The following is a 24,465-nucleotide window of genomic DNA, read 5'->3' as shown; positions in this document are numbered from 1 at the left end:
AATGTAAACACTATAGTTGAAACATCAGAAAGCTATGTTATAATTAAAGAGTTGAAAATTTATAAAATTAGGTTAATCACGGAGGTTTTTATACATGACAGCAACATGGGAAAAGAAGGAAGGTAACCAAGGTTTATTAACTGTTACGGTTCCTAAAGAAGAAGTAGATAAAGGTTTAGACAAAGCATTCAAAAAAGTTGTTAAACAAATTAATGTACCTGGTTTCCGTAAAGGTAAAATGCCAAGACCATTATTTGAACAAAGATTTGGTGTTGAATCATTATACCAAGATGCATTAGATTTCATTTTACCTGAAGCATATGGTAATGCAGTTGAAGAAGCAGAAATCAACCCAGTTGATCGTCCGGAAATCGACGTTACACAAATGGAAAAAGGTAAAGAACTTATCTTTGAAGCTACTGTAACAGTTGAACCAGAAGTTGAATTAGGTGACTATAAAGGCCTAGCTATAGAAAAACAAGATCGTGAAGTAACTGACGAAGAATTCGATAAAGCTTTAGAAGAAGCAGTTAGTCGTCAAGCTGAATTAACAGTTAAAGAAGGCGAAATCGCTCAAGGTGACGTTGTAAACATTAACTTTGATGGTTATGTTGACGGCGAAGCATTTGAAGGTGGACAAGCTGAAGGTTATGATCTTGAAATTGGTTCTGGATCATTCATTCCAGGATTTGAAGAACAACTTATTGGTCTTAAAGCTAGCGATAGCAAAGAAGTTGTTGTTACATTCCCTGAAGAATACCATGCTGAAGAATTAGCTGGTAAAGAAGCAACATTCAAATGTGATATTAACGAAGTAAAATCTAAAGAAATTCCAGAATTAGATGATGAGTTAGCTCAAGAGCTTGACGAATCAGTTAAAACAGTAGATGAATATAAAGAAAAATTACGTAAAGATTTAGCAGATGCTAAATTAAATCAAGCAGAAGCAACTGAAAAAGAAGAAGCAATTACTAAAGCTTCTGATAACGCTACAGTTGAAATTCCTGAAGCTATGATTAACACAGAATTAGATCGTATGATGCAAGAATTCGAACAACGTATTTCACAACAAGGTTTAAACCTTGAATTATACTATCAATTCTCAGGCCAATCAGAAGAAGAACTTAAAGCACAAATGAAAGAAGACGCTGAAAAACGTGTTAAAACTAATTTAACTTTAAGAGCTATCGCTGATGCTGAGAACATTGAAGTTTCTGATTCAGATGTTGAAGCAGAATTGACTAAAATGAGCGAACAATTTGGATTATCTGTTGAAGATATTAAATCAACATTAGGTAATAACGATATTTTAGTTAACGACCTTAAAATTCAAAAAGTTATCGACTTATTAGTTGCTGAATCAGTTGGAGAATAATTGTTATTCGGTATAAATTAATTATAGTAGCAGAATTTTTCTGCTACTATTCTTTTTTAGTTCGTTTAATTTGAAAAAGTAAAAAACATTTAGTATAGTCTAAAAAGAATAGGGGTGTAAAAATGTTTAAATTTAACGATGGTGAAGAAAACTTAAAATGTTCTTTCTGTGGTAAAGAGCAGGATCAAGTTAAAAAACTTGTAGCTGGTAGTGGTGTCTATATATGTAATGAATGTATAGAGCTTTGTTCTGAAATAGTTGAAGAAGAATTGAAGTCACAAGAGCCAGAACAATTTACTGAAGTTCCTACACCTAAAGAAATTATGGAGCAATTAAATGATTATGTTATCGGACAAGAAAATGCTAAAAAATCATTAGCAGTAGCTGTCTATAACCATTATAAACGTGTTCAACAACCTTCAGAAAGTGAAGATGGTGTTGATTTACAAAAAAGTAATATCGCATTAATTGGGCCAACTGGTAGTGGTAAAACATTACTTGCTCAAACATTAGCCAAATCATTAAACGTTCCATTTGCAATAGCAGATGCAACTAGTTTAACGGAAGCTGGTTATGTAGGTGAAGACGTAGAAAATATACTTTTAAGATTAATCCAAGCAGCTGACTTTGATGTTGAAAGTGCTGAAAAGGGTATTATATATGTTGATGAGATTGACAAAATCGCACGTAAATCTGAAAACACATCTATAACAAGAGATGTTTCTGGTGAAGGTGTTCAACAAGCATTGCTTAAAATTCTTGAAGGTACAACAGCTAGTGTTCCGCCACAAGGTGGTAGAAAACATCCAAACCAAGAATTCATTCAAATAGATACAACAAATATACTATTTATTCTTGGTGGTGCATTTGATGGAATCGATGAAGTCATTAAACGTAGATTAGGTGAAAAAATCATTGGATTTAGTAGTTCTGGTGAAGAAATTAGTGATGAAGAGTCATTACTATCACAAATTAGACCTGAAGATTTACAATCTTATGGTTTAATTCCAGAATTTATCGGCAGAATTCCTATTGTAGCTAATCTTGAAACATTAGATGTTGATGCATTGAAAAACATCTTAACTCAACCTAAGAATGCATTAGTAAAACAATATACTAAAATGCTTGAATTAGATGACGTTGAATTACAATTTGATGAAAATGCATTAACAGCTATTAGTGAACTAGCTATAGAACGTAAAACTGGTGCACGTGGATTACGTTCTATAATTGAAGAAGCTCTTATTGATATTATGTTTGATATTCCTTCAAGCAACGATGTTAGTAAAGTAGTGATTACTGAAGATACAATTAGAGATAATAAATTACCTAACTTATTTGATAGTGAAGGTAACTTAATAAATGATGAAAAAACATCAGCATAAACTTTATTAATCTATTAGAGGCTGGGACAATATATTGTCTCAGCCTTTAATCTTTGTGGTTTGTTTAAAATGTAGCCAATATAAGATATAATAAAAGAAACAAATTTGTAGGAGAAAACAATGAAAATTAATCCGAATAACGTAGATATAATTATAAGTGCAGTTGATCCAAAGCAATATCCTGAAACTGGTTTGCCAGAGATTGCTCTAAGTGGGCGTTCTAATGTTGGTAAGTCAACGTTTATTAATACATTAATATCAAGAAAAAAAGTTGCTAGAACGTCATCTAAACCTGGGAAGACACAGACTTTAAACTTCTTTAATATAGATGAACAACTTGTATTTGTTGATGTACCAGGATATGGATATGCAAAAGTGAGTAAAAAACAAAGAGAACAGTTTGGTAAGATGATAGAACAATATTTAACGACTAGAAATGAGTTAAAATGTGTCATTCAATTAGTGGATATAAGACACAAACCGACTCAAGATGATGTATTGATGTATAATTATTTAAAACATTTTGAAATACCTACAATTATTATCGCAACGAAAGAGGATAAGATACCAAAAGGTAAAGTTCAAAAACATTTAAAAATCATACGAGAAACATTAGAGGTTGATTCTGAGGATAAATTAATAAGTTATTCTTCATTAAATAAAGATAAGACAGACAATATATGGGCATTATTGTCACAATTTATTTAAACAAAATCCTCACATTCCTAAATTAGAAATGTTATAATTTAGACATTGGACATAAATTAATGGGGGCGTTAGAAGTGCATGTTGTTGTAGTAAGCGTAAACTATAAGACTGCAGATGTTGCGATGCGAGAAAAACTATCATTTAATGATCAAGAAATTGAGAATGCACTCGTAACACTTAGTAATAAAAAATCAATTTTAGAATGTGTCATTTTATCGACATGTAATAGAACTGAAGTATATGCTGTTGTAGATCAAATACACACTGGTAAATATTATATTCAGTCTTTCTTAGCTGATTGGTTTGACCAATCGTTAGATACGATTAAATCTTATACAAATGTGTTAACTGAGAATGAAGCAGTGGAACATTTGTTCAGAGTATCATCTGGTTTAGATTCAATGGTTCTAGGTGAAACGCAAATTTTAGGACAGATGAAAGATGCGTTTCAAATTGCACAAACTGAGGTTACAACAGGTACTATGTTTAATCGATTATTCAAACAAGCTATAACATTGGCTAAACGTGGTCATCACGAAACAGACATAGCTTCTAATGCCGTATCAGTTTCATATGCAGCTGTGGAATTATCGAAAAAAGTACTTGGCAAACTAGATAATAAGAAAGCATTAATCATTGGAGCAGGAGAAATGGCTGAGTTAGCAGTAGCTAATTTGAATGGTAGTGGTGTAAATGACATTACTGTTTTAAATAGAACTGTTGCAAAAGCTGAAGCATTAGCTATGCAATATAAAGGTGTAGCTAAAAGCATGAATGAACTACAATGTTCGTTGATGGAAGCTGATATCGTCATTAGTTCTACGAGTGCGGAACATTATGTATTAACTAAAGATATGATGAAAGATGTTGAGCGCTTTAGAAAAAATAAACCACTTGTATTAATTGATATTGCTGTGCCAAGGGATATAGATCCTGAAGTGAATGACTTAGAACTAATGTTTAATTATGATGTGGATGATTTAAACGGCCTTGTAGATGCAAATCTAGCTGAACGTGAGCAAGCAGCTCGTGAAATAGAATTGCTTATTGCTAAAGAAATTGATAAGCATGAAGAATGGGTGAATATGCTAGGCGTTGTGCCGATAATTACAGCACTTAGAGGTAAAGCATCACATATACAAGAAGAAACAATGGTAAGTGTCGAAAGAAAACTACCTGATATGACTGAAAGAGAAAGAAAAGTTATATCTAAGCATATGAAAAGTATCGTAAATCAATTATTAAAAGATCCGATAACTCAAGCTAAAGAATTATCAACTGATAAAAAATCAGCAGAAAAATTAGAATTATTCCAAGAAATCTTTAATATTACGAATGAAGTAGATCGATTAAATGATACAAAGAAAGAAATAAAAAGAAGTCAATTGTCTCCTAACACAGTTGAAACTTAATCAAAATATATGGTGATGCTATGCAAGATGTAATTGCGGTACGTTTGCATGAAATTGTCTTAGTTATTTACATGATTTGTTTAGGGTGCTATTTTTATGACTTTATACAAAAAAATTCTAAAGTAAGAAAGCTTGGGTATTATGCACTGGGGATTGTTTGGATTTTTCAAACAATCTTTTTGTGCATGTATATTGTTACAACAAAACAATTTCCAATCTTGACGATATTTGAAGGATTTTATTTTTATACATGGATGATTATTACAGTTTCATTAGTTTTAAACTATTTTAAATCAACGGATTTAACAGTCTTTATTATTAATTTAATTGGATTTGTATTTTTAGTTATTCATACATTTAGACCTGAGCAATATGATACGGAAAATACGGCATCTAATATTATGAATGAATTACTATTAATACATATTTCTTTAGCTATATTAAGCTATGTTCTGTTTGCATTGAGTACATCACATGCAATTTTATATTTACTCCAGAGAAAAAATCTAAAAGAGAAAAAGTTCAATCAAAAGTTCTTTAGAATGGGTAGTATTGAACAACTAGAGCAAAATGTTTTTAGATTTTCTTTAATAGGATTTTTAGTGTTACTTATTAGTTTAATATTAGGTATACAATGGGGCTTAATTATAATTGGTAGTGAGATATGGATAGATATGAAAGTGATCGGTTCTTTAATTGTTTTACTACTTTATGGTGTTTATTTATATTTAAGAGTAAGAAAATCAATCAATACTAAAACGTTAGTAATAGCGAATATTATGATATTTTTAGTGTGTATGATAAATTATTTGGTGGTCTCAAAGTTTTCGGGATTTCATCAGTGGTTTAATTAAACAATAATGGAGGAAGTTATGCGTAAAATTATTGTAGGTTCTAGAAAAAGTAAATTAGCAATGACACAAAGTCAGCAATTTATAGATAAATTGAAAGAAAAGCATCCAGATTTAGATATCGAAATTAAAGAAATCGTAACTAAAGGCGATAGAATCGTCGATGTTCAATTGTCTAAAGTTGGTGGTAAAGGTTTATTCGTAAAAGAAATACAACAAGCATTATTTGATCATGAAATAGACTTTGCTATTCATTCACTTAAAGATGTGCCTAGCGAATTGCCGGAAGCATTAACGCTTGGATGTATTCCTGAGAGAGAAATTCCTTTTGATGCATATATTGCTAATAATCATGTTAAACTTGCAGAATTAAAGCCAGGCAGTATTGTTGGTACTAGTTCTTTAAGACGTGGTGCCCAAATTTTAGCTAAATATCCTCACTTAGAAATCAAATGGATTAGAGGGAACATCGATACACGATTGAAGAAATTAGAAACTGAGGATTTTGATGCTATAATACTTGCTGCTGCAGGATTAAAGCGCATGGGTTGGAGCGAAGATATCGTTACTGAATATTTACAAGAGGATACAATGGTTCCAGCAATAGGTCAAGGTGCATTAGGTATAGAATGTAGAAGTGATGACAAAGAATTATTAGATATTCTAAAATCTGTGCATGATGAAAAAGTGGAAACGTGTGTAACATGCGAAAGAACATTTTTAAATGAAATGGATGGAAGTTGTAAAGTTCCAATTGCAGGTTATGCAACAAAAGATGGCAATGAAATTTCATTTACAGGATTAATTATGTCACCTGATGGTAAAGAAAGATATGAATCTACAAAAGTAGGTACCGATCCAGTAGAAATCGGTAAACAAGTATCTGAAGAATTAAAATCCCAAGGTGCATATGAAATTATTAAGAAATTAAATGAAGAAGCATAATAAGGAGTAGTTAAAATGAAGCCGATTATAGTGGTTACGAGTACAAGAACTGTTCAACGTGAAGACGTAGAGATTCGACATTATCCATTTATAGATATTGTCCCTATCCAATTTGAACAGTCTTGTTTAAAACCCCACTATGATTGGCTTATTTTTACGTCTGTAAATGCTATTAAAATTTTTGAACCATATTTACCAAAGATACAAGTTAATCATATTGCAGTAATTGGTTCTAAAACGAAAAAAATAGCTGAAAAACTTAATATACCTGTTGATACAATGCCGGAAACATTTACGCAAGAAGGCATGTTAAATGATTTTAAAGACAAACTTTATAATCAATCTGTATTGATACCATTCAGTAAACAAGCAAGAGATAAATTAACAACTCAGTTATCTGAATGGAGTAATCAAGTTCAAAGGCTGAATATATATGAGCCAGTAACAAATACTGATAATGTTCATAAGGTGCATGAACTAATTACAAACAATAAAGTTACGCATATAACATTTTCAAGTTCTTCAGCAGTTTCAAGTTATTTTGAAACCTACAAAGAAATTGGTCATGGCGTAGAAGTATATGCAATTGGAGAAATCACTCAACAAAAATTAAATACATATCATCAAACTTCTAAAATAGCTTTAGAATCTACTTTAGAAGATATGATAAATACAATCTTGAAAGAGGTAAAATTATGAAATTTGATAGACATAGAAGATTAAGATCATCACAATCAATGAGAAATATGGTAAAAGAAACGTATGTTCATAAATCTGATTTAATATATCCTATATTTGTGATTGAAGAAGATAATATTAAAAATGAAATCTCATCAATGCCTGGGATTTATCAATTGAGTTTAAACCTGTTAGAAGAAGAATTAAAAGAGGCATATGACCTAGGTATTCGAGGTGTAATGTTCTTTGGAATTCCTAATGAGAAAGATGCTTGTGGTACTGGTGCATTTATCGATGATGGCATTATTCAAAAAGCGACTCGTTTATCTAAAAGTAAGTTCCCAGATTTATTAGTTGTGGCAGATACTTGTCTTTGTGAATACACAGATCATGGTCATTGTGGTGTGATAGATGAAGCTACAAGCGATGTAGATAACGATAAGTCATTAGAATTACTTGTTAAAACAGCTGTTTCACAAGCGAAAGCTGGAGCAGACATTATTGCACCAAGTAACATGATGGACGGATTTGTAGCTGAAATAAGAGCAGGACTTGATCAAGCAGGATTTATTAACATGCCGATTATGAGCTATGGTATTAAATATGCATCTAGTTTTTATGGTCCTTTCAGAGAGGCTGCAGAAGGTGCGCCTTCATTTGGTGATCGTAAAACATATCAAATGGACCCGAGCAATCGCTTAGAAGCATTTAGAGAATTAGAAAGTGACATTAAAGAAGGTTGCGACATGATGATTGTTAAACCTGCTTTAAGTTATTTAGATATTATAAGAGATGTGCGTAACCGTTCTGACTTACCTATTGTTGCGTATAACGTAAGTGGCGAATATAGTATGACAAAAGCAGCATCACTAAATGGCTGGATAGATGAAGAGAAAATTGTTATGGAACAAATGACTTCAATGAAACGTGCTGGAGCAGACATGATTATTACTTATTTCGCAAAAGATATTTGTAAATATCTAGATGGAGGAGACTATTAATATGAGATACGAACAATCAATTGAAGCATATAAAGAAGCAGTAGATTTAATGCCTGGTGGCGTAAATAGTCCAGTTAGAGCATTTAAATCTGTAGATACACCGCCGATATTTATGGATCACGGTAAAGGGTCAAAAATATATGATGTAGATGGTAATGAATATATTGATTACGTATTAAGTTGGGGGCCTTTAATTTTAGGTCATTCTCACGAAAAAGTTAAAACAGCTTTACACGCAGCGGTAGATAAAGGAACTTCATTTGGTGCTTCTACAGAGCTTGAAAATAAAATGGCACAACTCGTAATTGAACGTGTTCCATCTATTGAGATGGTAAGAATGGTATCTTCAGGAACAGAAGCAACATTAGCAGCATTACGACTTTCAAGAGGTTATACTGGCAGAAATAAAATATTGAAATTTGAAGGTTGTTATCATGGACATAGTGATTCATTACTAATCAAAGCTGGCTCTGGGGTAGCAACTTTAGGATTACCAGACTCTCCAGGCGTACCTGAAGGCACTGCGAAAAATACAATAACAGTTCCTTATAATGATATTGATGCTGTAAAAGTGGCTTTTGAACAATTTGGTGATGATATCGCAGGTGTTATTGTAGAACCTGTTGCCGGTAATATGGGTGTAGTACCACCAGTAGAAGGTTTCTTAGAAGGTTTACGTGATATTACTAAAGAATATGGTTCTGTATTAATCTTTGATGAAGTTATGACAGGATTTAGAGTAGGATACAATTGTGCACAAGGGTATTTTGGTGTTACGCCTGACTTAACTTGTCTAGGAAAAGTTATTGGTGGAGGATTACCGGTAGGTGCTTTCGGTGGTAAAAGAGAAATTATGGAAGAAATAGCGCCAGTTGGTAATGTTTATCAAGCAGGAACACTTTCAGGAAATCCATTGGCTATGACGAGTGGCTTTGCAACTTTAAGTGAGCTAACTGAAGATAGTTATAGCTATTTTAATGAATTAGGAGATTTACTTGAAAAAGGTCTGAAAGATGTGTTTTCTAAACATGAAGTACCAATAACAGTTAATCGTGCTGGTTCAATGATAGGTTATTTCTTGAATAAAGGTCCAGTTACTAATTTTGATGAAGCTAATTCATCAGATTTAGAAATGTTTAGTAATATGTATAGAGAAATGGCTCAAGAAGGTGTATTCTTGCCACCATCACAATTCGAAGGTACTTTTTTATCAACAGCTCATACTAAAGAAGATATAGAAAAAACAATTCAAGCATTTGATACAGCACTATCTAGAATTACAAAATAACAATTATAACCTCAATTTATATTTTTAATAATGGTATAATTTTACATGAGGTGTTAATTGATGCATAGAAATAAACAGAACATAATAATTGTAAGTTTGCTAGCTATAATACTTGGCTTTATACTCCAAAGCATTCATATGATTTTACCTTGGTTATTTGGTCCGATATTTGCTAGCATTATCGTTATAAAATTGATGAAACGCTCGATTAAATGGCCGAATTGGTTAGGTAATATAGGATTACTCATTTTAGGAGTTCAAATGGGTTCTACTTTTACACTTGATGTACTTCATGATATAAAAGATGAATGGTTGCAGATTGTATTAATGTCAGTATTTATCATATTACTCGCTTTAATTATATCTATAGTCTTTAAAAAGATAGCCAATGTTTCATTTGAAACAGCATTATTAAGTGCAATCCCTGGAGCTCTAAGCCAAATGGTTGTTATGGCGGAAGAGAATAAAAAAGCAGACTTACTCATCGTTACACTTACTCAAACATCACGAATTATGTTTGTTGTAATCTTAGTTCCTATTATTTCTTCAATATATGGTAGTAATGGTTCAAGTTCTAGACAAATTGATGCAGCACCTTCCATATTTTCAGTTTTAGATTTAACGGGATATATTACGTTGATTGTAGGAATAATTATTTTATTTTTATTATTCTACAAGATTAAGTTTCCTGTTCCTCATTTACTTGCACCAATTTTTGTTCTTCTTACTTGGAATTTATATACTGAACAGGTTTTCTCTTTAGATTATCAGTTGATTATAATTGCTCAAGTGTTATTCGGAATAAGAATAGGGGTTCAAATATCTGATTTAATAAATAATCTGACTAAAAAGACTGTGTTTGCAATAGCATTCCAAAATGTCTCGTTAATACTTGGTGCTTTTATACTTGTGTTTATTTTTGATCTTTTTATTGATGACAATATTAATGACTTGTTTTTAAGTGCTGCTCCAGGGGGAATGGCACAAATTATAGTAGTTGCGCTTGAAACTGGTGGAGATGTCGCAATGATTTCAAGCTATCATATTTTTAGGATATTTTTTATACTTCTAATTATTTCACCATTAATAAAGGTTTTCTTAAGCATAAGGTCTAAGAAATACGGTAATTAGTACTTTCAATATTGACTTATATTGAAAGTGCTTATATTATTAAAGTAATTAAATATTTAACAAGGAAGAGTAAATCATTGATTATTTGAAGAGAGTGTATGGTTGGTGTGAATACATATTAATGATGATTGAAGGTAGCCTTAATTTGAACGTTAATTGAAACTAAGTAGATTAATGCGTGTGCGAGCGATAATCGTTAAAGTGCAATATAAGAAATTATATTGAATTTAGGTGGTACCACGGTTTAACCCGTCCTATTCATTTAGGACGGGTTTTTTTATATTAAAAAGGAGTGATAAATAATGGAAATGGAACCTAAATATAACCCTAAAAAGGTTGAAGAAGGCCGTTATCAACATTGGTTAGAAAATGATTGTTTTAAACCAAGTGAAAATAAAGACAAAGAAACGTATACGATTGTTATTCCGCCTCCAAATGTAACTGGTAAGCTACATTTAGGTCATGCATGGGATACAACTTTACAAGATATTTTAACTAGAATGAAAAGAATGCAAGGGTATGATACTTTGTATTTACCTGGTATGGACCATGCAGGTATCGCAACCCAAGCTAAAGTTGAAGGCAAATTAAAAGAACAAGGATTGACTAGACATGACTTAGGTAGAGAAAAATTCCTTGAACATGCTTGGTCATGGAAAGAAGAATATGCAGACTTTATTCGTGCACAATGGTCTAAGTTAGGCTTAGGTTTAGACTATAGTCGTGAACGTTTTACATTAGACGAAGGATTATCACAAGCAGTTAAAAAAGTGTTTGTTGATATGTATAATAAAGGTTTGATATATCGTGGAGAAAGAATTATTAACTGGGATCCACAAACTAAAACAGCAATTTCTGATATAGAAGTTATACATGAAGATATATTAGGGCATTTCTATCATATTAAGTATCCGTTTAAAGAAGGAGAAGGTGCTATTGAAATAGCAACAACACGTCCTGAAACGATGCTTGGAGATACTGCAATTGTTGTTAATCCAAACGATGATCGATATAAACACTTAATAGGTAAATCTGTTGTTTTACCAATTATTGGTCGTGAATTACCAATCATTGGTGACGATTATGTTGATATTGAATTTGGTAGTGGAGCAATGAAAGTAACACCTGCTCATGATCCTAATGACTTCGAAATTGGTGAAAGACATCAACTAGAAAAAATTAACGTTATGAATGAAGACGGTACAATGAATGAGCTTGCTGGTAAATATAATGGTTTAGATCGTTTTGAATGCCGTAAGCAATTAATTGAAGATTTAAAAGCAACTGGAGAGTTAATTAAAGTTGAAGAACATGAGCATTCAGTTGGCCATTCAGAAAGAAGTGGGGCAGTAGTTGAGCCTTACTTATCTACTCAATGGTTTGTGAAGATGGAACCTCTAGCTAAACAAGCTTTAGATAACCAAGATACTGAAAATCGTATTAATTTTGTTCCAGACAGATTTGAAGGTACATTTAATAGATGGATGGAAAACATCCGCGACTGGACAATTTCTCGACAACTATGGTGGGGTCATCAAATTCCAGCCTGGTATCATAACGAGACAGGTGAAACATATGTAGGAGAAGAAGCGCCAGAAGATATTGAAAATTGGACTCAAGATGAAGACGTTCTTGATACATGGTTTAGTTCTGCATTATGGCCATTTTCTACATTAGGATGGCCAGACGAAAACAATGAAGACTTTAAACGTTATTATCCAACTAACACATTAGTTACAGGTTATGATATTATTTTCTTCTGGGTATCGAGAATGATTTTCCAAGGGCTTGAATTTACTGGACAAAAACCATTCAATGATGTCTTGTTACACGGTTTAGTAAGAGCTGAAGATGGCCGTAAGATGAGTAAGTCATTAGGTAATGGTGTTGACCCAATGGATGTTATAGACGAATATGGTGCGGATAGCTTAAGATACTTCTTAGCTACTGGTTCATCACCTGGACACGATTTACGTTATTCTACTGAAAAAGTTGAAGCTATTTGGAACTTTATCAACAAGATTTGGAATGCTTCTCGTTTTAGTATTATGAATATTGGTGAATCATTTAAGTTTGAAGATATAGATTTATCAGGTGAAAAATCTGTTGCTGATGAATGGATTCTTACACGATTAAACGAAACTATAGCAAATGTTACAGATTTAAGTGATAAATATGAATTTGGTGAAGTTGGTCGCGTACTTTATAACTTTATTTGGGATGAGTTCTGTGATTGGTATATTGAAATGAGTAAAATACCAATGAATGGTGAAGATGAGTCTAAAAAACAAATGACGCGTTCAGTATTAGCTTACACACTGGATCAAACAATGAGAATGTTACATCCATTAATGCCATTTGTAACTGAACATATATGGCAAGCTCTACCTCATGAAGGAGAAACAATCATAAACGCTTCATGGCCAGAAGTTAAACCAGAATTATCAAATGAAAACAGTAAAGTTTCAATGCAACTGTTAGTTGAAATTATTAAATCTGTAAGACAAGCTAGACGTGAAGTGAATACACCGATGTCTAAAGAAGTGCCAATTCATATCGAAGCAAAAGACGAAAAAGTTAAAGAGCAACTTTTAGATAATAAAGATTACTTAATGCGTTTTTGTAATCCAAGTGAGTTAATTATCGATACTTCTATAGAAATACCTGAAAAAGCGATGACTGAAGTTGTATTTGGTGCTACAGTGGTGTTACCATTAGAAGGATTAATTGACATGGACAAAGAAATAGAAAGACTTGAGCAAGAACTTAATAAATGGCAAAAAGAATTAGATCGTGTTAATAAAAAATTGAGCAATGAGAAGTTCGTTGCTAATGCACCTGAAAAGATTATTAACGAAGAGAAAGATAAAAAAGTTAATTATCAAGAAAAATATGATGGTGTACTAGCTAGAATTGAACAATTGAAAGGCTAGGAAAGCTAATGGATTATTTAGATAGTTTACACTGGATACACGAACGAACTAAATTTGGTATTAAACCAGGTGTTAAAAGAATGAAGTGGATGCTCAGTAAACTGGACCATCCTGAAGATAATATTCAAGCAGTTCATGTAGTAGGTACGAATGGTAAAGGATCAACAGTCAGTTATTTAAGAAATGCACTTGTAGCAAATAATTATGAAGTTGGTACTTTTACTTCACCATATATCGTTACATTTAATGAAAGAATAAGCATTAACGGTGTTCCGATAACTAACGATGAATTAGTTGACTTAGTTCAAATAGTTAAACCAATTTCAGAAAGACTTGAAACTGAAACTGATTTAGGACCAGCTACAGAATTTGAAATTATCACATTAATTATGTTTGTATATTTTGGATCTATACGCCCTGTTGATTTTGTTTTAGTTGAAGCAGGATTAGGAGCTTTAAATGATTCAACTAATGTATTCCAACCAATTATGACAGTATTAACAAGTATCGGTTTAGACCATACAAATATATTAGGTGAAACTTATATAGATATTGCTAGGGAAAAAGCTGGTGTAATTAAACCAAGTGTACCTCTTGTTTATTCAATTAAACCTAAAGATGCGCTACATTTTGTGCGTGAAGTTGTAGAAACTAATTATAATAAAGGTTTAGAATTAGATAGAGATATTCATGTTATTTCTGATGATGCTGAATTTACTTACAGATATGAAAGTTATGAACTTGAAAATATTCAACTAAAAATGATTGGTCAACATCAACATGAAAATGCTGCACTTGCAATTACAACGCTCATTGAAATGTTTCAAAGAGGGATTATACAATTAGACTTTAATAAAATGATAGATGCCATTGAGAATACGACTTGGTCAGGCCGTATTGAAAAAGTTAAAGATCAGCCTCTCATATTAATTGATGGTGCTCATAATAAAGAAAGTATAGATGCGTTAGTTAATACTTTGAATCAGTATTATTCTGATAAAAAAATTGACGTATTGTTTGCAGCTATTGAAGGAAAACCTATTGGAAAAATGTTAAACAGTTTAGAAGACGTAGCGAACAGATTCTATGTAACGACATTTGATTTTCCAAAAGCATTACCAATAGATGCAGTTTATGATTACTTAGAACATGATCACATTGAAAAGATTCAAAATTATAATAGCTTTATCGATGAATATGATGGTGAATTACTTGTTATAACCGGTAGTTTGTATTTTATAAGTGAAGTAAGAAAATTGTTTGTTTAATAATAAATGAGTTAAAAGATAACGACAAAATGAAAAATGTCGTTATCTTTTTTTTGTGTAAAAATTCATTATATTCTGAAAAATAGGGTATGAGTAATATATATTACTAAAGGGGAGATTATATGAAAGAAAACAATAAACAGAAAATAAAATTCAAAAATCCTCATACATATGCGATTTTACTATTTATTATTGCGATAAGTTGCTTGCTAACTTATGTAATACCTTCAGGTGAATTTGAACGTAAAACTGTAAATGATCGAGAAGAAGTTGTATCAGGTACTTATCATTTAGTAGACAGTCAACCATCTGGATTTTTAGAAATCTTTAGATCGATTCCTGAAGGTTTAATTAGTGGCGCGGATATTATTTTTTACATATTTCTAGTAGGTGGCGCTTTTGGTATTATACATAAGACTGGCGCTATTACAAATGGTGTAAATGCTGCAATGAACAAGTTAGGGGAAAACGGCAAATTTATGATTCCTCTAACGATGTTTATTTTCTCATTACTCGGTTTTTCTATTGGATTGGCTGAAGAAACTATTATATTTGTTCCGATAGGTATAGCAATCGCAAGAGCAGTTGGGTATGATGCGATGACTGGTACAGCAATGATTATAATGGGGGCAGCAGCAGGATTTCTAGGAGGCATGCTCAATCCATTTACGGTTGGAGTCGCACAAAAAATCGCTGAAATTCCTCTGTTTTCAGGCTGGCAATTTAGAACGATCATTTATATATGTGTATTGATTGTTGGCATCATTTATGTAATGTTATATGCTCGAAAAGTTAAGAAAAATCCAAAGAAAAGTTTAGTATATGAATTAGAACAAGAAGAACAACATAATATTGCTGACCAACCTAAGATTGGCAGATTTACAAAACGACAATCATTTTGTTTAATTTTGCTAGTCGCTGCAATTTGTTTTAACGTATTTGGTATTTTTACATTCGGATGGTCCTTTAATGAAATGAGTGCTAATTTCTTATTAGCAGGTTTATTAGCAGGGTTTATCGGTGGTCTAGGGTTTAATGGAACTTTTGATGCTTTAGTAGAAGGAATGAAATCTATTTTGTTCGGTGCTTTAATTGTAGGATTTGCTAAAGCAATTGTTGTCGTATTAGAAAATGGTAAAATTATAGATACTATAGTGTATTATTTAACAAACACCATTCAAGATTTACCAGCTAGTATTACGGTTGGTATGATGTTCGTTATTCAAATGATTTTAAACTTCTTTATACCATCAGGATCGGGCCAAGCAATGACAACTATGCCACTTATGGTCCCGATTTCTGATTTATTAAGTATTAATAGACAGATGGCAGTACTTGCCTTCCAATATGGAGACGCAGTGAGTAATAGTATATTCCCAACTTCCGCCTCTTTAATGGGTGGATTGGCTGTTGCCGGAATTTCTTATACTAAATGGGTGAAATTTATATGGAAGTTATTAGTACTATGGGTTGTTATATGTATGGCTGGAATATTCGTTGCTTTAGGATTAGGTTTTTAACTTTTATAAATATTACAAAACTTGAAAAACTCATGTTATTACATAGAGTTTTTCAAGTTTTTTTATGAATAATATTTTAATGTTTATAATGGCATACTCATAAGTTCAAAAACTGTAGTTATACGTTTAACGAGTTGTTTTGGTATATTTATATATATATCAAAAAAGGAGAATGAAATAATGGCTTTACTCTTTTTGTTGGGGGCAATTTTAGCTAGTTATATGTATCAACTCACAAGTACAACAAACATAAATTATAATATGTTTCATAGTCGTTCTAAGTGTGAGAATTGTTGTAAAAATATTTTGTTTAGAGATCTTATTCCAATTATCAGTTACTTATGTTTAAAAGGTAAATGTAGATTTTGCAAGAGTAGGATATCTCTAGATTTATTTTTATGTGAACTTATACTAGGAACACTTTTTTTAATACCTCTAATATGCAATACACCGTTTGATCCTCTATTATATTATTTCTTAGTCATATTTTTAATCCCTTTATCTATTTATGATATGAAGCACTATATTATTCCTAACCATGTATTAATTATAATGTTTATAACAGCTTTAGTGCTTTTTGATATGTCGTTGAAAGGTTTTTTATTATCAATTCTTATTCTGTTTTTACTTCATTGTGTTTATTTTATTTCTAATAAAAGTATAGGATACGGTGATATAAAACTATTTTCTTTATTAAGTATTATACTATCCAATTCTCAATTTTTATTAATGTTTATGTTCACGTTCATTATTGCAGGAATTTTCGTCTTACTTTATTCTTGTGCTTGTAAAAATCTTATGAAGAAAGTTCCTTTAGTTCCTTTTATCACAGTTTCTACACTATTTGTTTTGATTTTTAATCATCAACTTAATTATTATTTTTTAGGAGGCTTACATGGTCATTAAAATTAAAGATTTACAACACGAAGATAAACCGAGAGAAAGATTAAAATCTTATGGTCCGGATAAACTAACTAATAGAGAGTTATTGGCAATAATCATCAATTCTGGTAGTAAACAATATTCGAGTTTAGAATGTGCAAATAAAGTGTTAAATTTAGTAGAGAACACTAGAGAATTAAGGCACCTTACTTTGCCTGAATTATTAACAGTAAATGGAATAGGAGAATCTAAAGCCATTACTATTTTAGCTGTCATTGAATTAGCTAAAAGAATGCATAGTAATACAGTATTGGATAAATTTGAAATAAATGAGCCACAAGATGTAGCAAATTACTTGATGGAGAAACTAAGATATTTAAAGCAAGAACACTTTGTTGCGTTGCTATTAAACACTAAAAATCAAATTATACATGAACAATCTATATTTATAGGTTCTTTGAATATGGCAGTAGTACATCCGAGAGATTTATTAAGAGAGGCAATCAAACATTCGGCGGCATCCATTGTAATAGCTCATAATCATCCGAGCGGAGATCCATTAACCATAGTATAATAAATAATAGTAGTTAAAGTAGTTCAGGAGGAGATGTTAAAGGGAGATTTTACTTTAAATAAAAATTAACAAGGTTTATAATTTGTAGTACTTAAAGTGTTTAAAGAGGGGGGCGCGTGTGAGGGTTCAAAGGATGGAAGTGGAGAATAAGCCGTATCCATTGTATTTATTACTAGATAAAGAATACCAGCTAATTGAACCAGTAATGAAATTTATTAAATACTTAGATAACACTGGTAAGTCTCCAAATACCATTAAAGCATACTGCTATCATTTAAAGTTGCTGTATGAGTTCATGGAACAGAGAGGCGTTATTCTTAATGATATTAACTTTGAGTTGTTAGCAGACTTCGTAGGTTGGTTGAGATATCCAACAGCAAATAATGTAATTGATCTTCAGCCAAAAGAAGCCATAAGAGAAGAAACGACAGTGAATACAATTTTAAATGCCGTTATGAGTTTTCTTGATTATTTAAGTAGATTAGGAGAATTTAAATCAATTGATGTATTTAAACAAGCAAAGGGAAGAAACTTCAAAGGATTTTTACATCATGTTAATAAGGGTAGATACCAAAAGAATGTCTTAAAGTTAAGGGTTAAAAAGAAACAGATAAGAACATTGACAGCAGAGGAAGTTAAGCAAATTATTGACGCTTGTCATACGAAAAGAGATAAGTTAATTTTAATGCTTATGTATGAAGGTGGTTTAAGAATCGGTGAAGTGTTATCGCTTAGGCTTGAAGATATTGCCACTTGGGACAATCAAATTCATTTAACACCTAGAGATGTTAATGTTAATGAAGCTTATATTAAATTAAGGAAGGAAAGAACAATACATGTGAGTAAAGAACTGATGTCACTTTATACAGATTACTTGGTATATGAGTATAGTGAGGAATTGGAGCATGACTATGTTTTTATTTCCTTAAAAGAAGGCTATTTTGGGAAACCACTAAAGTACCAAAGTGTTCTTGATCTAGTTAGAAGAATAGTTAAAAGGACTGGAATAGAATTTACATCGCATATGCTTCGCCACACTCACGCAACGCAGCTAATTAGGGAAGGATGGGATGTTGCGTTCGTTCAAAAGAGATTAGGTCACGCACATGTTCAGACAACGTTAAATACCTACGTTCATCTTTCAGATCAGGATATGAAAAATGAGTTTAATAAATACCTTGAGAGAAAGGAGCATAAGAAATGAATGCTTCTAGTAAAAGGAAAATTATCAGTCAGAGTGAGATCAGCAAAAAAATAGCTGTAATGAATGAAGAAATGCAAGGGTTTTGGGCTAATAATAGTTGGGATATAAGAAAATGTCCACATCCTTCTGCCATAGAATTAAGTAAGAATCCTGCTTTAAGAAATCGTTGGGTTCGTTTTGAACGTGTTAAAAATCTGTGGTTAAGAACAGAATTGAAATATTTTTATTTTTACCATTTAAACAATGGAATATGGAATGCAAAAACTGTCTGGATTAGAAAAGGAACAGTAATTAATAAAATGTTGGATTTTTTAGATTTAAAGTATCCCAGCATTACTTCAATTACTGAAGTTCCTATTGATAAAGCAATGACGGAGTATAGAACATATTTGACAAAACAGGGTGTTAGAATTACCACCACTAATTATAAGATTACTGCTAATCAAGAAAAAACACCTGTAAAAGCTAATTCTTACTATGTTACTAATCTTAAACAATTTATTGAGTTTTATGAGGATTTTTATTTTGATGGAGAGGAGTGGGATAAAGACGTTTGGGATAGACGAAACTTACCTTTGCCAGATGATAAGGTTAACCCAACACAATATGAATATACAATTAACTTTAAAGGGTTTCGGAATACATATTTTAAACAGCTTGTAAAAAGATATTGTAAGTTAAGATTGAACATGGATAGCTTTTCCTATGTAAGTGATATTGCCCAAAAACTTAAAGAGTTCTTTAATTTTCTGGACATAAAGTTTAAACACGTTCAGAGAGTACACCAATTAACGAGAGTGGAAATTGAAGCATATTTAAGTGAACTAAACATGATGGGGATAAAACCTAGTACAATAACTGGGAGGATCTCTATATTGGAAGGACTATTTAGTACCCTTCATAGGCTAGAATGGGATGATGTTCCTTCCAAATTATTAATTTATCCCGAGGACTATCCGACAATACCAAGAGCAAAACCTCGCTTTATAGACGAATTCGTTCTAGAGCAATTGAACAGTCATCTTGATAAATTACCCGAATATATAGCTACGATGACTATGATTGTTCAAGAATGTGGAATGAGGATAAGTGAATTGTGCACCTTGAAAAAAGGCTGTTTATTAGAGGACAAAGATGGAGATTACTTTTTAAAGTATTATCAATGGAAAATGAAAAAGGAGCATATAGTTCCAATATCTAAAGAGGTAGTTTTACTTATTAAAGTTCGGGAAGATAAAGTTTCAGAGGAATTTCCAGATAGTGAATACCTCTTTCCAAGAAAAGATGGATCGCCATTAAAACAAGAAACATTTAGAGGCGAATTAAATAAATTAGCTTATGAGCAAAATATAGTGGATAAATTAGGCGAGATTTATAGATTCCATGCCCATGCCTTTCGCCATTCAGTAGGAACAAGAATGATTAACAACGGGGTGCCCCAGCATATTGTGCAGAAATTTTTGGGACATGAAAGCCCAGAAATGACAAGCAGATACGCTCATATCTTTGATGAAACTCTAAAAAATGAATTTACTAAATTTCAAGAAAAACTGGTTACCAATAATGGAGATGTGCTCAATCTAGATGATGATAGTGAAGTCGATGATGTAGAGCTTCAATGGTTCAAGAAAAATATAAATGCACAAGTGCTTCCAAATGGTTATTGTAGATTGCCAGTAATAGCAGGTGGTTGTCCACATGCGAATGCATGCTTAGATTGCACTCACTTCTGTACCAGTAAGCAATTCTTACCACAGCACGAAGAACAGTTAGAGCGTACAGAAGAGTTATTAACCATAGCAAAGGATAAACAATGGCAAAGACAAATAGAGACTAATAGCCGTGTTAAAGAGCGTTTAGAACAAATCATTGGAAGTTTAACGGGGTAATTATCAATGAATAAACAAGTTAGAAATACAACAGAAATTGTACGTTTGGCGAAGCAGAAATCACAAAAGACAAGAGAAAAAGTAGACAAAGCGATTTCTAAATTTTCGATTGAAGGTAAAGCTATTAATTTTAATTCAATAGCAAAGGAAGCTAATGTTTCTAAATCATGGCTTTATAAGGAACACGATATTAGGCAAAGAATCGAATCCCTTCGTGAGCGTCAAATAACATCAAATGTAGTCTCAAAACCCAAGAAAAGTTCTCGTTCGGAGGAAATCCTTATAAAAACCTTAAAAAGAAGAGTTATGGAATTAGAAAAAGAAAATAAAAAATTACAGAACCAAATTCAAAAATTATATGGAGATCTGTATAATAAAGAGTAGTTTTTATTATTAATCTGTAGACAGATTGTGAAAGGATGCACTTAAACTAACGGGGCAGTTATGTTTAAGATACTTTAAAATTTGGTTAAAATCTCCGAAAGGATTGGTTTCTAACATTAGAAACCAATCCTTTTTAATATTAATTATATATCATTCAAACAATCATTTGACTATTTGTTTATAGTGGGATATATTATAATCATCAAACAAACAGTCATTTGAATAAGGAGGGTAATTATGACAAAAGATATGTGTGAAGTTACCTATATTCATGAAGATAAGGTAAACAGGGCTAAAAAAGACCTTGCTAAACAGAATCCTATGGATGTAGCGAAAGTTTTTAAGGCTCTATCAGATGATACAAGAGTTAAAATTGCTTATGTTTTGTCTTTAGAGGGAGAGTTATGTGTTTGTGATGTAGCTAATATCATTGAATCTTCAACGGCTACGGCATCCCATCATTTAAGATTATTGAAAAATTTAGGTATAGCAAAATACCGTAAAGAAGGAAAATTAGTCTATTATTCACTAGATGATGAGCATGTTAAACAGCTTGTAGAAAAAGCTTTCTTGCATCAAAGGGAGGTTGCTAGTATTGGATAGTTCAACAAAAACATTAACAGAAGATAAACAGGTTTACCGTGTGGAGGGTTTCTCGTGTGCGAATTGTGCTGGGAAGTTTGAAAAAAATGTAAAAGAACTATCAGGGGTGCATGATGCTAAAGTCAATTTCGGAGCTTCCAAAATTGATGTCTTTGGCAGTGCAACCGTTGAAGATCTGGAAAAGGCTGGTGCTTTCGAGAATCTTAAAGTGGCACCAGAGAAGGCTAGAAGAAGGGTCGAACCAGTGGTAACAGAAGATAAAAATGTTTACCGTGTGGAGGGATTTTCTTGCGCAAACTGTGCTGGGAAGTTTGAAAAAAATGTAAAACAACTAGCTGGAGTTCAGGATGCAAAAGTGAACTTTGGCGCTTCTAAAATTGATGTATATGGAAACGCATCGGTTGAAGAGCTTGAAAAAGCAGGTGCTTTCGAGAATCTTAAGGTAATTCCTGAAAAACTGTCGAATCCATCGATACAATCGGTCAAAGAAGACACTAAGGCTCCTAAAGAAGAGAAAATACCGTTTTATAAAAAACACAGCACATTGCTGTTTGCCACATTACTGATTGCTTTTGGTTACCTTTCTCACTTTGTAAATGGAGAAGATAACCTTGTAACGTCCATGTTATTTGTAAGTTCGATTGTAATTGGCGGATATTCACTATTTAAAGTTGGTTTTCAAAATTTGATACGCTTTGATTTCGACATGAAAACCCTGATGACCGTTGCAGTTATTGGAGCTGCCATCATTGGTGAATGGGCAGAGGCATCCATTGTTGTCATTCTCTTTGCAATCAGTGAAGCACTTGAACGTTTTTCTATGGATAGAGCAAGACAGTCCATTCGTTCATTGATGGATATTGCCCCAAAAGAAGCACTTGTTAGGCGGAATGGTCAGGAAATAATGATCCATGTGGACGATATTGCCGTGGGTGATATTATGATCGTCAAACCAGGGGAGAAAATTGCCATGGATGGGATCATTATAAATGGTGTGTCGGCTGTCAACCAGGCTGCTATAACAGGAGAATCTGTCCCTGTTGCCAAAACGGTAGATGATGAAGTATTTGCAGGCACGCTTAACGAAGAGGGACTACTTGAAGTAAAAATCACCAAATACGTAGAGGATACAACTATCTCCAAGATTATTCATCTGGTTGAGGAAGCACAAGGGGAGCGCGCTCCAGCGCAAGCATTCGTAGATAAATTTGCGAAATATTATACGCCGATCATTATGGTTATTGCGGCGCTCGTTGCAGTCGTTCCACCTTTATTCTTTGGTGGAAGTTGGGATACTTGGGTTTATCAAGGATTAGCGGTACTTGTAGTTGGATGTCCGTGTGCATTAGTTATTTCTACTCCAATCTCGATTGTCTCGGCAATTGGAAATGCAGCTAAAAAAGGTGTGTTGATTAAAGGCGGTGTCTATCTAGAGGAATTAGGAGCCATTAAGGCAATCGCATTTGATAAAACAGGAACACTGACAAAAGGTGTACCAGTGGTAACAGATTTTAAAGTGTTAAATGATCAAGTGGAAGAAAAAGAGCTGTTTTCCATTATTACAGCTTTAGAATATCGATCACAACATCCACTTGCTTCAGCAATAATGAAGAAAGCAGAGCAAGATAATATTACTTATTCCGATGTTAGAGTGAAGGACTTCACTTCTATTACAGGTCGGGGCATTCAAGGGAATATAGATGGAACAACCTATTACATTGGCAGTCCAAGGCTTTTTAAAGAATTAAATGTTTCCGATTTTAGCCTTGAGTTTGAAAATAAAGTGAAAGTTTTACAAAACCAAGGGAAAACGGCCATGATTATTGGAACGGACCAAACAATCCTCGGCGTGATTGCTGTAGCAGATGAGGTCCGCGAAACAAGTAAAAATGTGATTCAAAAACTTCATCAGTTAGGAATCAAGCAAACAATTATGCTGACAGGTGATAATCAAGGTACCGCAGAAGCAATCGGTGCTCATGTAGGCGTTTCTGATATTCAGTCCGAATTGATGCCACAGGATAAGTTGGACTATATTAAAAAAATGAAAGCCGAGCATGGTAATGTAGCTATGATTGGCGATGGCGTCAATGATGCTCCTGCACTTGCTGCATCCACTGTTGGCATTGCAATGGGCGGTGCTGGAACAGATACTGCCATCGAGACAGCTGATATTGCATTAATGGGAGATGATTTAAGTAAGCTTCCATTTGCAGTAAGACTTAGCAGGAAAACGCTAAATATCATCAAAGCGAACATCACGTTTGCCATCGGAATTAAGATAATTGCCTTACTATTGGTTATTCCAGGCTGGCTAACCCTTTGGATTGCGATTCTTTCCGATATGGGAGCCACTATTTTGGTAGCATTAAATAGTTTGCGACTGATGAGAGTGAAGGATAAATAGGTACTATATGTGTGCAATTTACGGAAG

20 protein-coding genes and 1 other annotated feature are annotated in these 24,465 nt (G+C 32.7%); all 20 genes read left to right on the top strand.

Features of this window, described 5'->3' with window-relative positions:
- The first annotated feature begins 94 nt into the window (after positions 1–94).
- The 20 genes from tig (at position 95) to LQ668_RS01160 (ending at position 24,438) form a co-directional block, all read left to right on the top strand.
- Complete coding sequence (gene tig / locus LQ668_RS01255; RefSeq protein ID WP_107509047.1) at positions 95–1,375, top strand: trigger factor; 1,281 nt, start codon at positions 95–97, stop codon at positions 1,373–1,375.
- A gap of 122 nt (positions 1,376–1,497) precedes the next feature.
- Positions 1,498–2,760 carry an ATP-dependent Clp protease ATP-binding subunit ClpX gene (clpX, locus tag LQ668_RS01250; RefSeq protein ID WP_078356432.1) on the top strand — a complete coding sequence of 421 codons (1,263 nt, stop codon included), beginning with the start codon at positions 1,498–1,500 and terminating at the stop codon, positions 2,758–2,760.
- 120 nt (positions 2,761–2,880) lie between these two features.
- On the top strand, positions 2,881–3,468 hold the full coding sequence (yihA, locus tag LQ668_RS01245; protein WP_078356433.1) for a ribosome biogenesis GTP-binding protein YihA/YsxC: 588 nt from the start codon (positions 2,881–2,883) through the stop codon (positions 3,466–3,468).
- A 74-nt stretch (positions 3,469–3,542) separates the two neighbouring features.
- Positions 3,543–4,880, top strand: coding sequence for a glutamyl-tRNA reductase (hemA, locus tag LQ668_RS01240; RefSeq protein ID WP_107509048.1), 1,338 nt, complete (start codon positions 3,543–3,545; stop codon positions 4,878–4,880).
- A 20-nt stretch (positions 4,881–4,900) separates the two neighbouring features.
- A complete protein-coding gene (locus LQ668_RS01235; RefSeq protein ID WP_107509049.1) occupies positions 4,901–5,734 on the top strand; it encodes a cytochrome C assembly family protein in 834 nt (277 codons plus the stop codon).
- 18 nt (positions 5,735–5,752) lie between these two features.
- Complete coding sequence (hemC, locus tag LQ668_RS01230) at positions 5,753–6,676, top strand: hydroxymethylbilane synthase (protein ID WP_078356436.1); 924 nt, start codon at positions 5,753–5,755, stop codon at positions 6,674–6,676.
- Positions 6,677–6,691: 15 nt separating this feature from the next.
- Positions 6,692–7,375, top strand: coding sequence for a uroporphyrinogen-III synthase (locus LQ668_RS01225; RefSeq protein WP_239775855.1), 684 nt, complete (start codon positions 6,692–6,694; stop codon positions 7,373–7,375).
- A complete protein-coding gene (gene hemB / locus LQ668_RS01220) occupies positions 7,372–8,355 on the top strand; it encodes a porphobilinogen synthase (RefSeq protein ID WP_078356438.1) in 984 nt (327 codons plus the stop codon). The genes LQ668_RS01225 and hemB overlap by 4 nt, the downstream gene beginning before the upstream one ends.
- Before the next feature lies 1 nt (position 8,356).
- Positions 8,357–9,643, top strand: a complete 1,287-nt coding sequence (hemL, locus tag LQ668_RS01215) for a glutamate-1-semialdehyde 2,1-aminomutase (protein ID WP_078356439.1) — start codon at positions 8,357–8,359, stop codon at positions 9,641–9,643.
- A gap of 60 nt (positions 9,644–9,703) precedes the next feature.
- On the top strand, positions 9,704–10,774 hold the full coding sequence (locus LQ668_RS01210) for an AbrB family transcriptional regulator (protein ID WP_078356440.1): 1,071 nt from the start codon (positions 9,704–9,706) through the stop codon (positions 10,772–10,774).
- A gap of 47 nt (positions 10,775–10,821) precedes the next feature.
- Positions 10,822–11,034, top strand: a binding site (T-box leader).
- 42 nt (positions 11,035–11,076) lie between these two features.
- The gene (locus tag LQ668_RS01205; RefSeq protein WP_107509051.1) at positions 11,077–13,707 is read left to right on the top strand and encodes a valine--tRNA ligase; all 2,631 of its coding nucleotides are present in this window, start codon (positions 11,077–11,079) and stop codon (positions 13,705–13,707) included.
- Positions 13,708–13,715: 8 nt separating this feature from the next.
- Positions 13,716–14,975 carry a bifunctional folylpolyglutamate synthase/dihydrofolate synthase gene (locus LQ668_RS01200; protein WP_107509052.1) on the top strand — a complete coding sequence of 420 codons (1,260 nt, stop codon included), beginning with the start codon at positions 13,716–13,718 and terminating at the stop codon, positions 14,973–14,975.
- A 122-nt stretch (positions 14,976–15,097) separates the two neighbouring features.
- Positions 15,098–16,495: a YfcC family protein gene (locus LQ668_RS01195; protein WP_107509053.1), complete on the top strand. Its 1,398-nt coding sequence runs from the start codon at positions 15,098–15,100 to the stop codon at positions 16,493–16,495.
- Between the two features lie 180 nt (positions 16,496–16,675).
- Positions 16,676–17,401, top strand: coding sequence for a prepilin peptidase (locus tag LQ668_RS01190; RefSeq protein WP_078356444.1), 726 nt, complete (start codon positions 16,676–16,678; stop codon positions 17,399–17,401).
- On the top strand, positions 17,391–17,951 hold the full coding sequence (radC, locus tag LQ668_RS01185) for a RadC family protein (RefSeq protein WP_237687670.1): 561 nt from the start codon (positions 17,391–17,393) through the stop codon (positions 17,949–17,951). The genes LQ668_RS01190 and radC overlap by 11 nt, the downstream gene beginning before the upstream one ends.
- Positions 17,952–18,069: 118 nt before the next feature.
- Positions 18,070–19,155, top strand: coding sequence for a tyrosine-type recombinase/integrase (locus LQ668_RS01180; protein ID WP_107509054.1), 1,086 nt, complete (start codon positions 18,070–18,072; stop codon positions 19,153–19,155).
- Complete coding sequence (locus tag LQ668_RS01175; protein WP_107509055.1) at positions 19,152–21,044, top strand: site-specific integrase; 1,893 nt, start codon at positions 19,152–19,154, stop codon at positions 21,042–21,044. The genes LQ668_RS01180 and LQ668_RS01175 overlap by 4 nt, the downstream gene beginning before the upstream one ends.
- A gap of 6 nt (positions 21,045–21,050) precedes the next feature.
- Positions 21,051–21,428, top strand: coding sequence for a DUF6262 family protein (locus LQ668_RS01170; protein WP_001041908.1), 378 nt, complete (start codon positions 21,051–21,053; stop codon positions 21,426–21,428).
- 237 nt (positions 21,429–21,665) lie between these two features.
- Positions 21,666–22,031: an ArsR/SmtB family transcription factor gene (locus LQ668_RS01165; protein ID WP_000159127.1), complete on the top strand. Its 366-nt coding sequence runs from the start codon at positions 21,666–21,668 to the stop codon at positions 22,029–22,031.
- A complete protein-coding gene (locus LQ668_RS01160; protein ID WP_107509056.1) occupies positions 22,024–24,438 on the top strand; it encodes a cadmium-translocating P-type ATPase CadA in 2,415 nt (804 codons plus the stop codon). Before LQ668_RS01165 ends, LQ668_RS01160 begins: the two co-directional genes overlap by 8 nt.
- Positions 24,439–24,465 lie beyond the last annotated feature (27 nt).

The sequence above is a fragment of the Mammaliicoccus sp. K-M42 genome (assembly GCF_022386375.1).
In the GTDB taxonomy this organism is placed as follows: Bacteria; Bacillota; Bacilli; order Staphylococcales; family Staphylococcaceae; genus Mammaliicoccus; species Mammaliicoccus fleurettii.
This window is presented reverse-complemented; position numbering and strand designations above follow the sequence as displayed.

Bases quoted from the DNA above. Each gene is read 5' to 3' on its own strand.
- tig (WP_107509047.1), top strand. From the start codon at position 95: ATGACAGCAACATGGGAAAAGAAGGAAGGTAACCAAGGTTTATTAACT.
- clpX (WP_078356432.1), top strand. From the start codon at position 1,498: ATGTTTAAATTTAACGATGGTGAAGAAAACTTAAAATGTTCTTTCTGT.
- yihA (WP_078356433.1), top strand. From the start codon at position 2,881: ATGAAAATTAATCCGAATAACGTAGATATAATTATAAGTGCAGTTGAT.
- LQ668_RS01235 (WP_107509049.1), top strand. From the start codon at position 4,901: ATGCAAGATGTAATTGCGGTACGTTTGCATGAAATTGTCTTAGTTATT.
- hemC (WP_078356436.1), top strand. From the start codon at position 5,753: ATGCGTAAAATTATTGTAGGTTCTAGAAAAAGTAAATTAGCAATGACA.
- LQ668_RS01225 (WP_239775855.1), top strand. From the start codon at position 6,692: ATGAAGCCGATTATAGTGGTTACGAGTACAAGAACTGTTCAACGTGAA.
- hemB (WP_078356438.1), top strand. From the start codon at position 7,372: ATGAAATTTGATAGACATAGAAGATTAAGATCATCACAATCAATGAGA.
- hemL (WP_078356439.1), top strand. From the start codon at position 8,357: ATGAGATACGAACAATCAATTGAAGCATATAAAGAAGCAGTAGATTTA.
- LQ668_RS01210 (WP_078356440.1), top strand. From the start codon at position 9,704: ATGCATAGAAATAAACAGAACATAATAATTGTAAGTTTGCTAGCTATA.
- LQ668_RS01205 (WP_107509051.1), top strand. From the start codon at position 11,077: ATGGAAATGGAACCTAAATATAACCCTAAAAAGGTTGAAGAAGGCCGT.
- LQ668_RS01200 (WP_107509052.1), top strand. From the start codon at position 13,716: ATGGATTATTTAGATAGTTTACACTGGATACACGAACGAACTAAATTT.
- LQ668_RS01195 (WP_107509053.1), top strand. From the start codon at position 15,098: ATGAAAGAAAACAATAAACAGAAAATAAAATTCAAAAATCCTCATACA.
- LQ668_RS01190 (WP_078356444.1), top strand. From the start codon at position 16,676: ATGGCTTTACTCTTTTTGTTGGGGGCAATTTTAGCTAGTTATATGTAT.
- radC (WP_237687670.1), top strand. From the start codon at position 17,391: ATGGTCATTAAAATTAAAGATTTACAACACGAAGATAAACCGAGAGAA.
- LQ668_RS01175 (WP_107509055.1), top strand. From the start codon at position 19,152: ATGAATGCTTCTAGTAAAAGGAAAATTATCAGTCAGAGTGAGATCAGC.
- LQ668_RS01170 (WP_001041908.1), top strand. From the start codon at position 21,051: ATGAATAAACAAGTTAGAAATACAACAGAAATTGTACGTTTGGCGAAG.
- LQ668_RS01165 (WP_000159127.1), top strand. From the start codon at position 21,666: ATGACAAAAGATATGTGTGAAGTTACCTATATTCATGAAGATAAGGTA.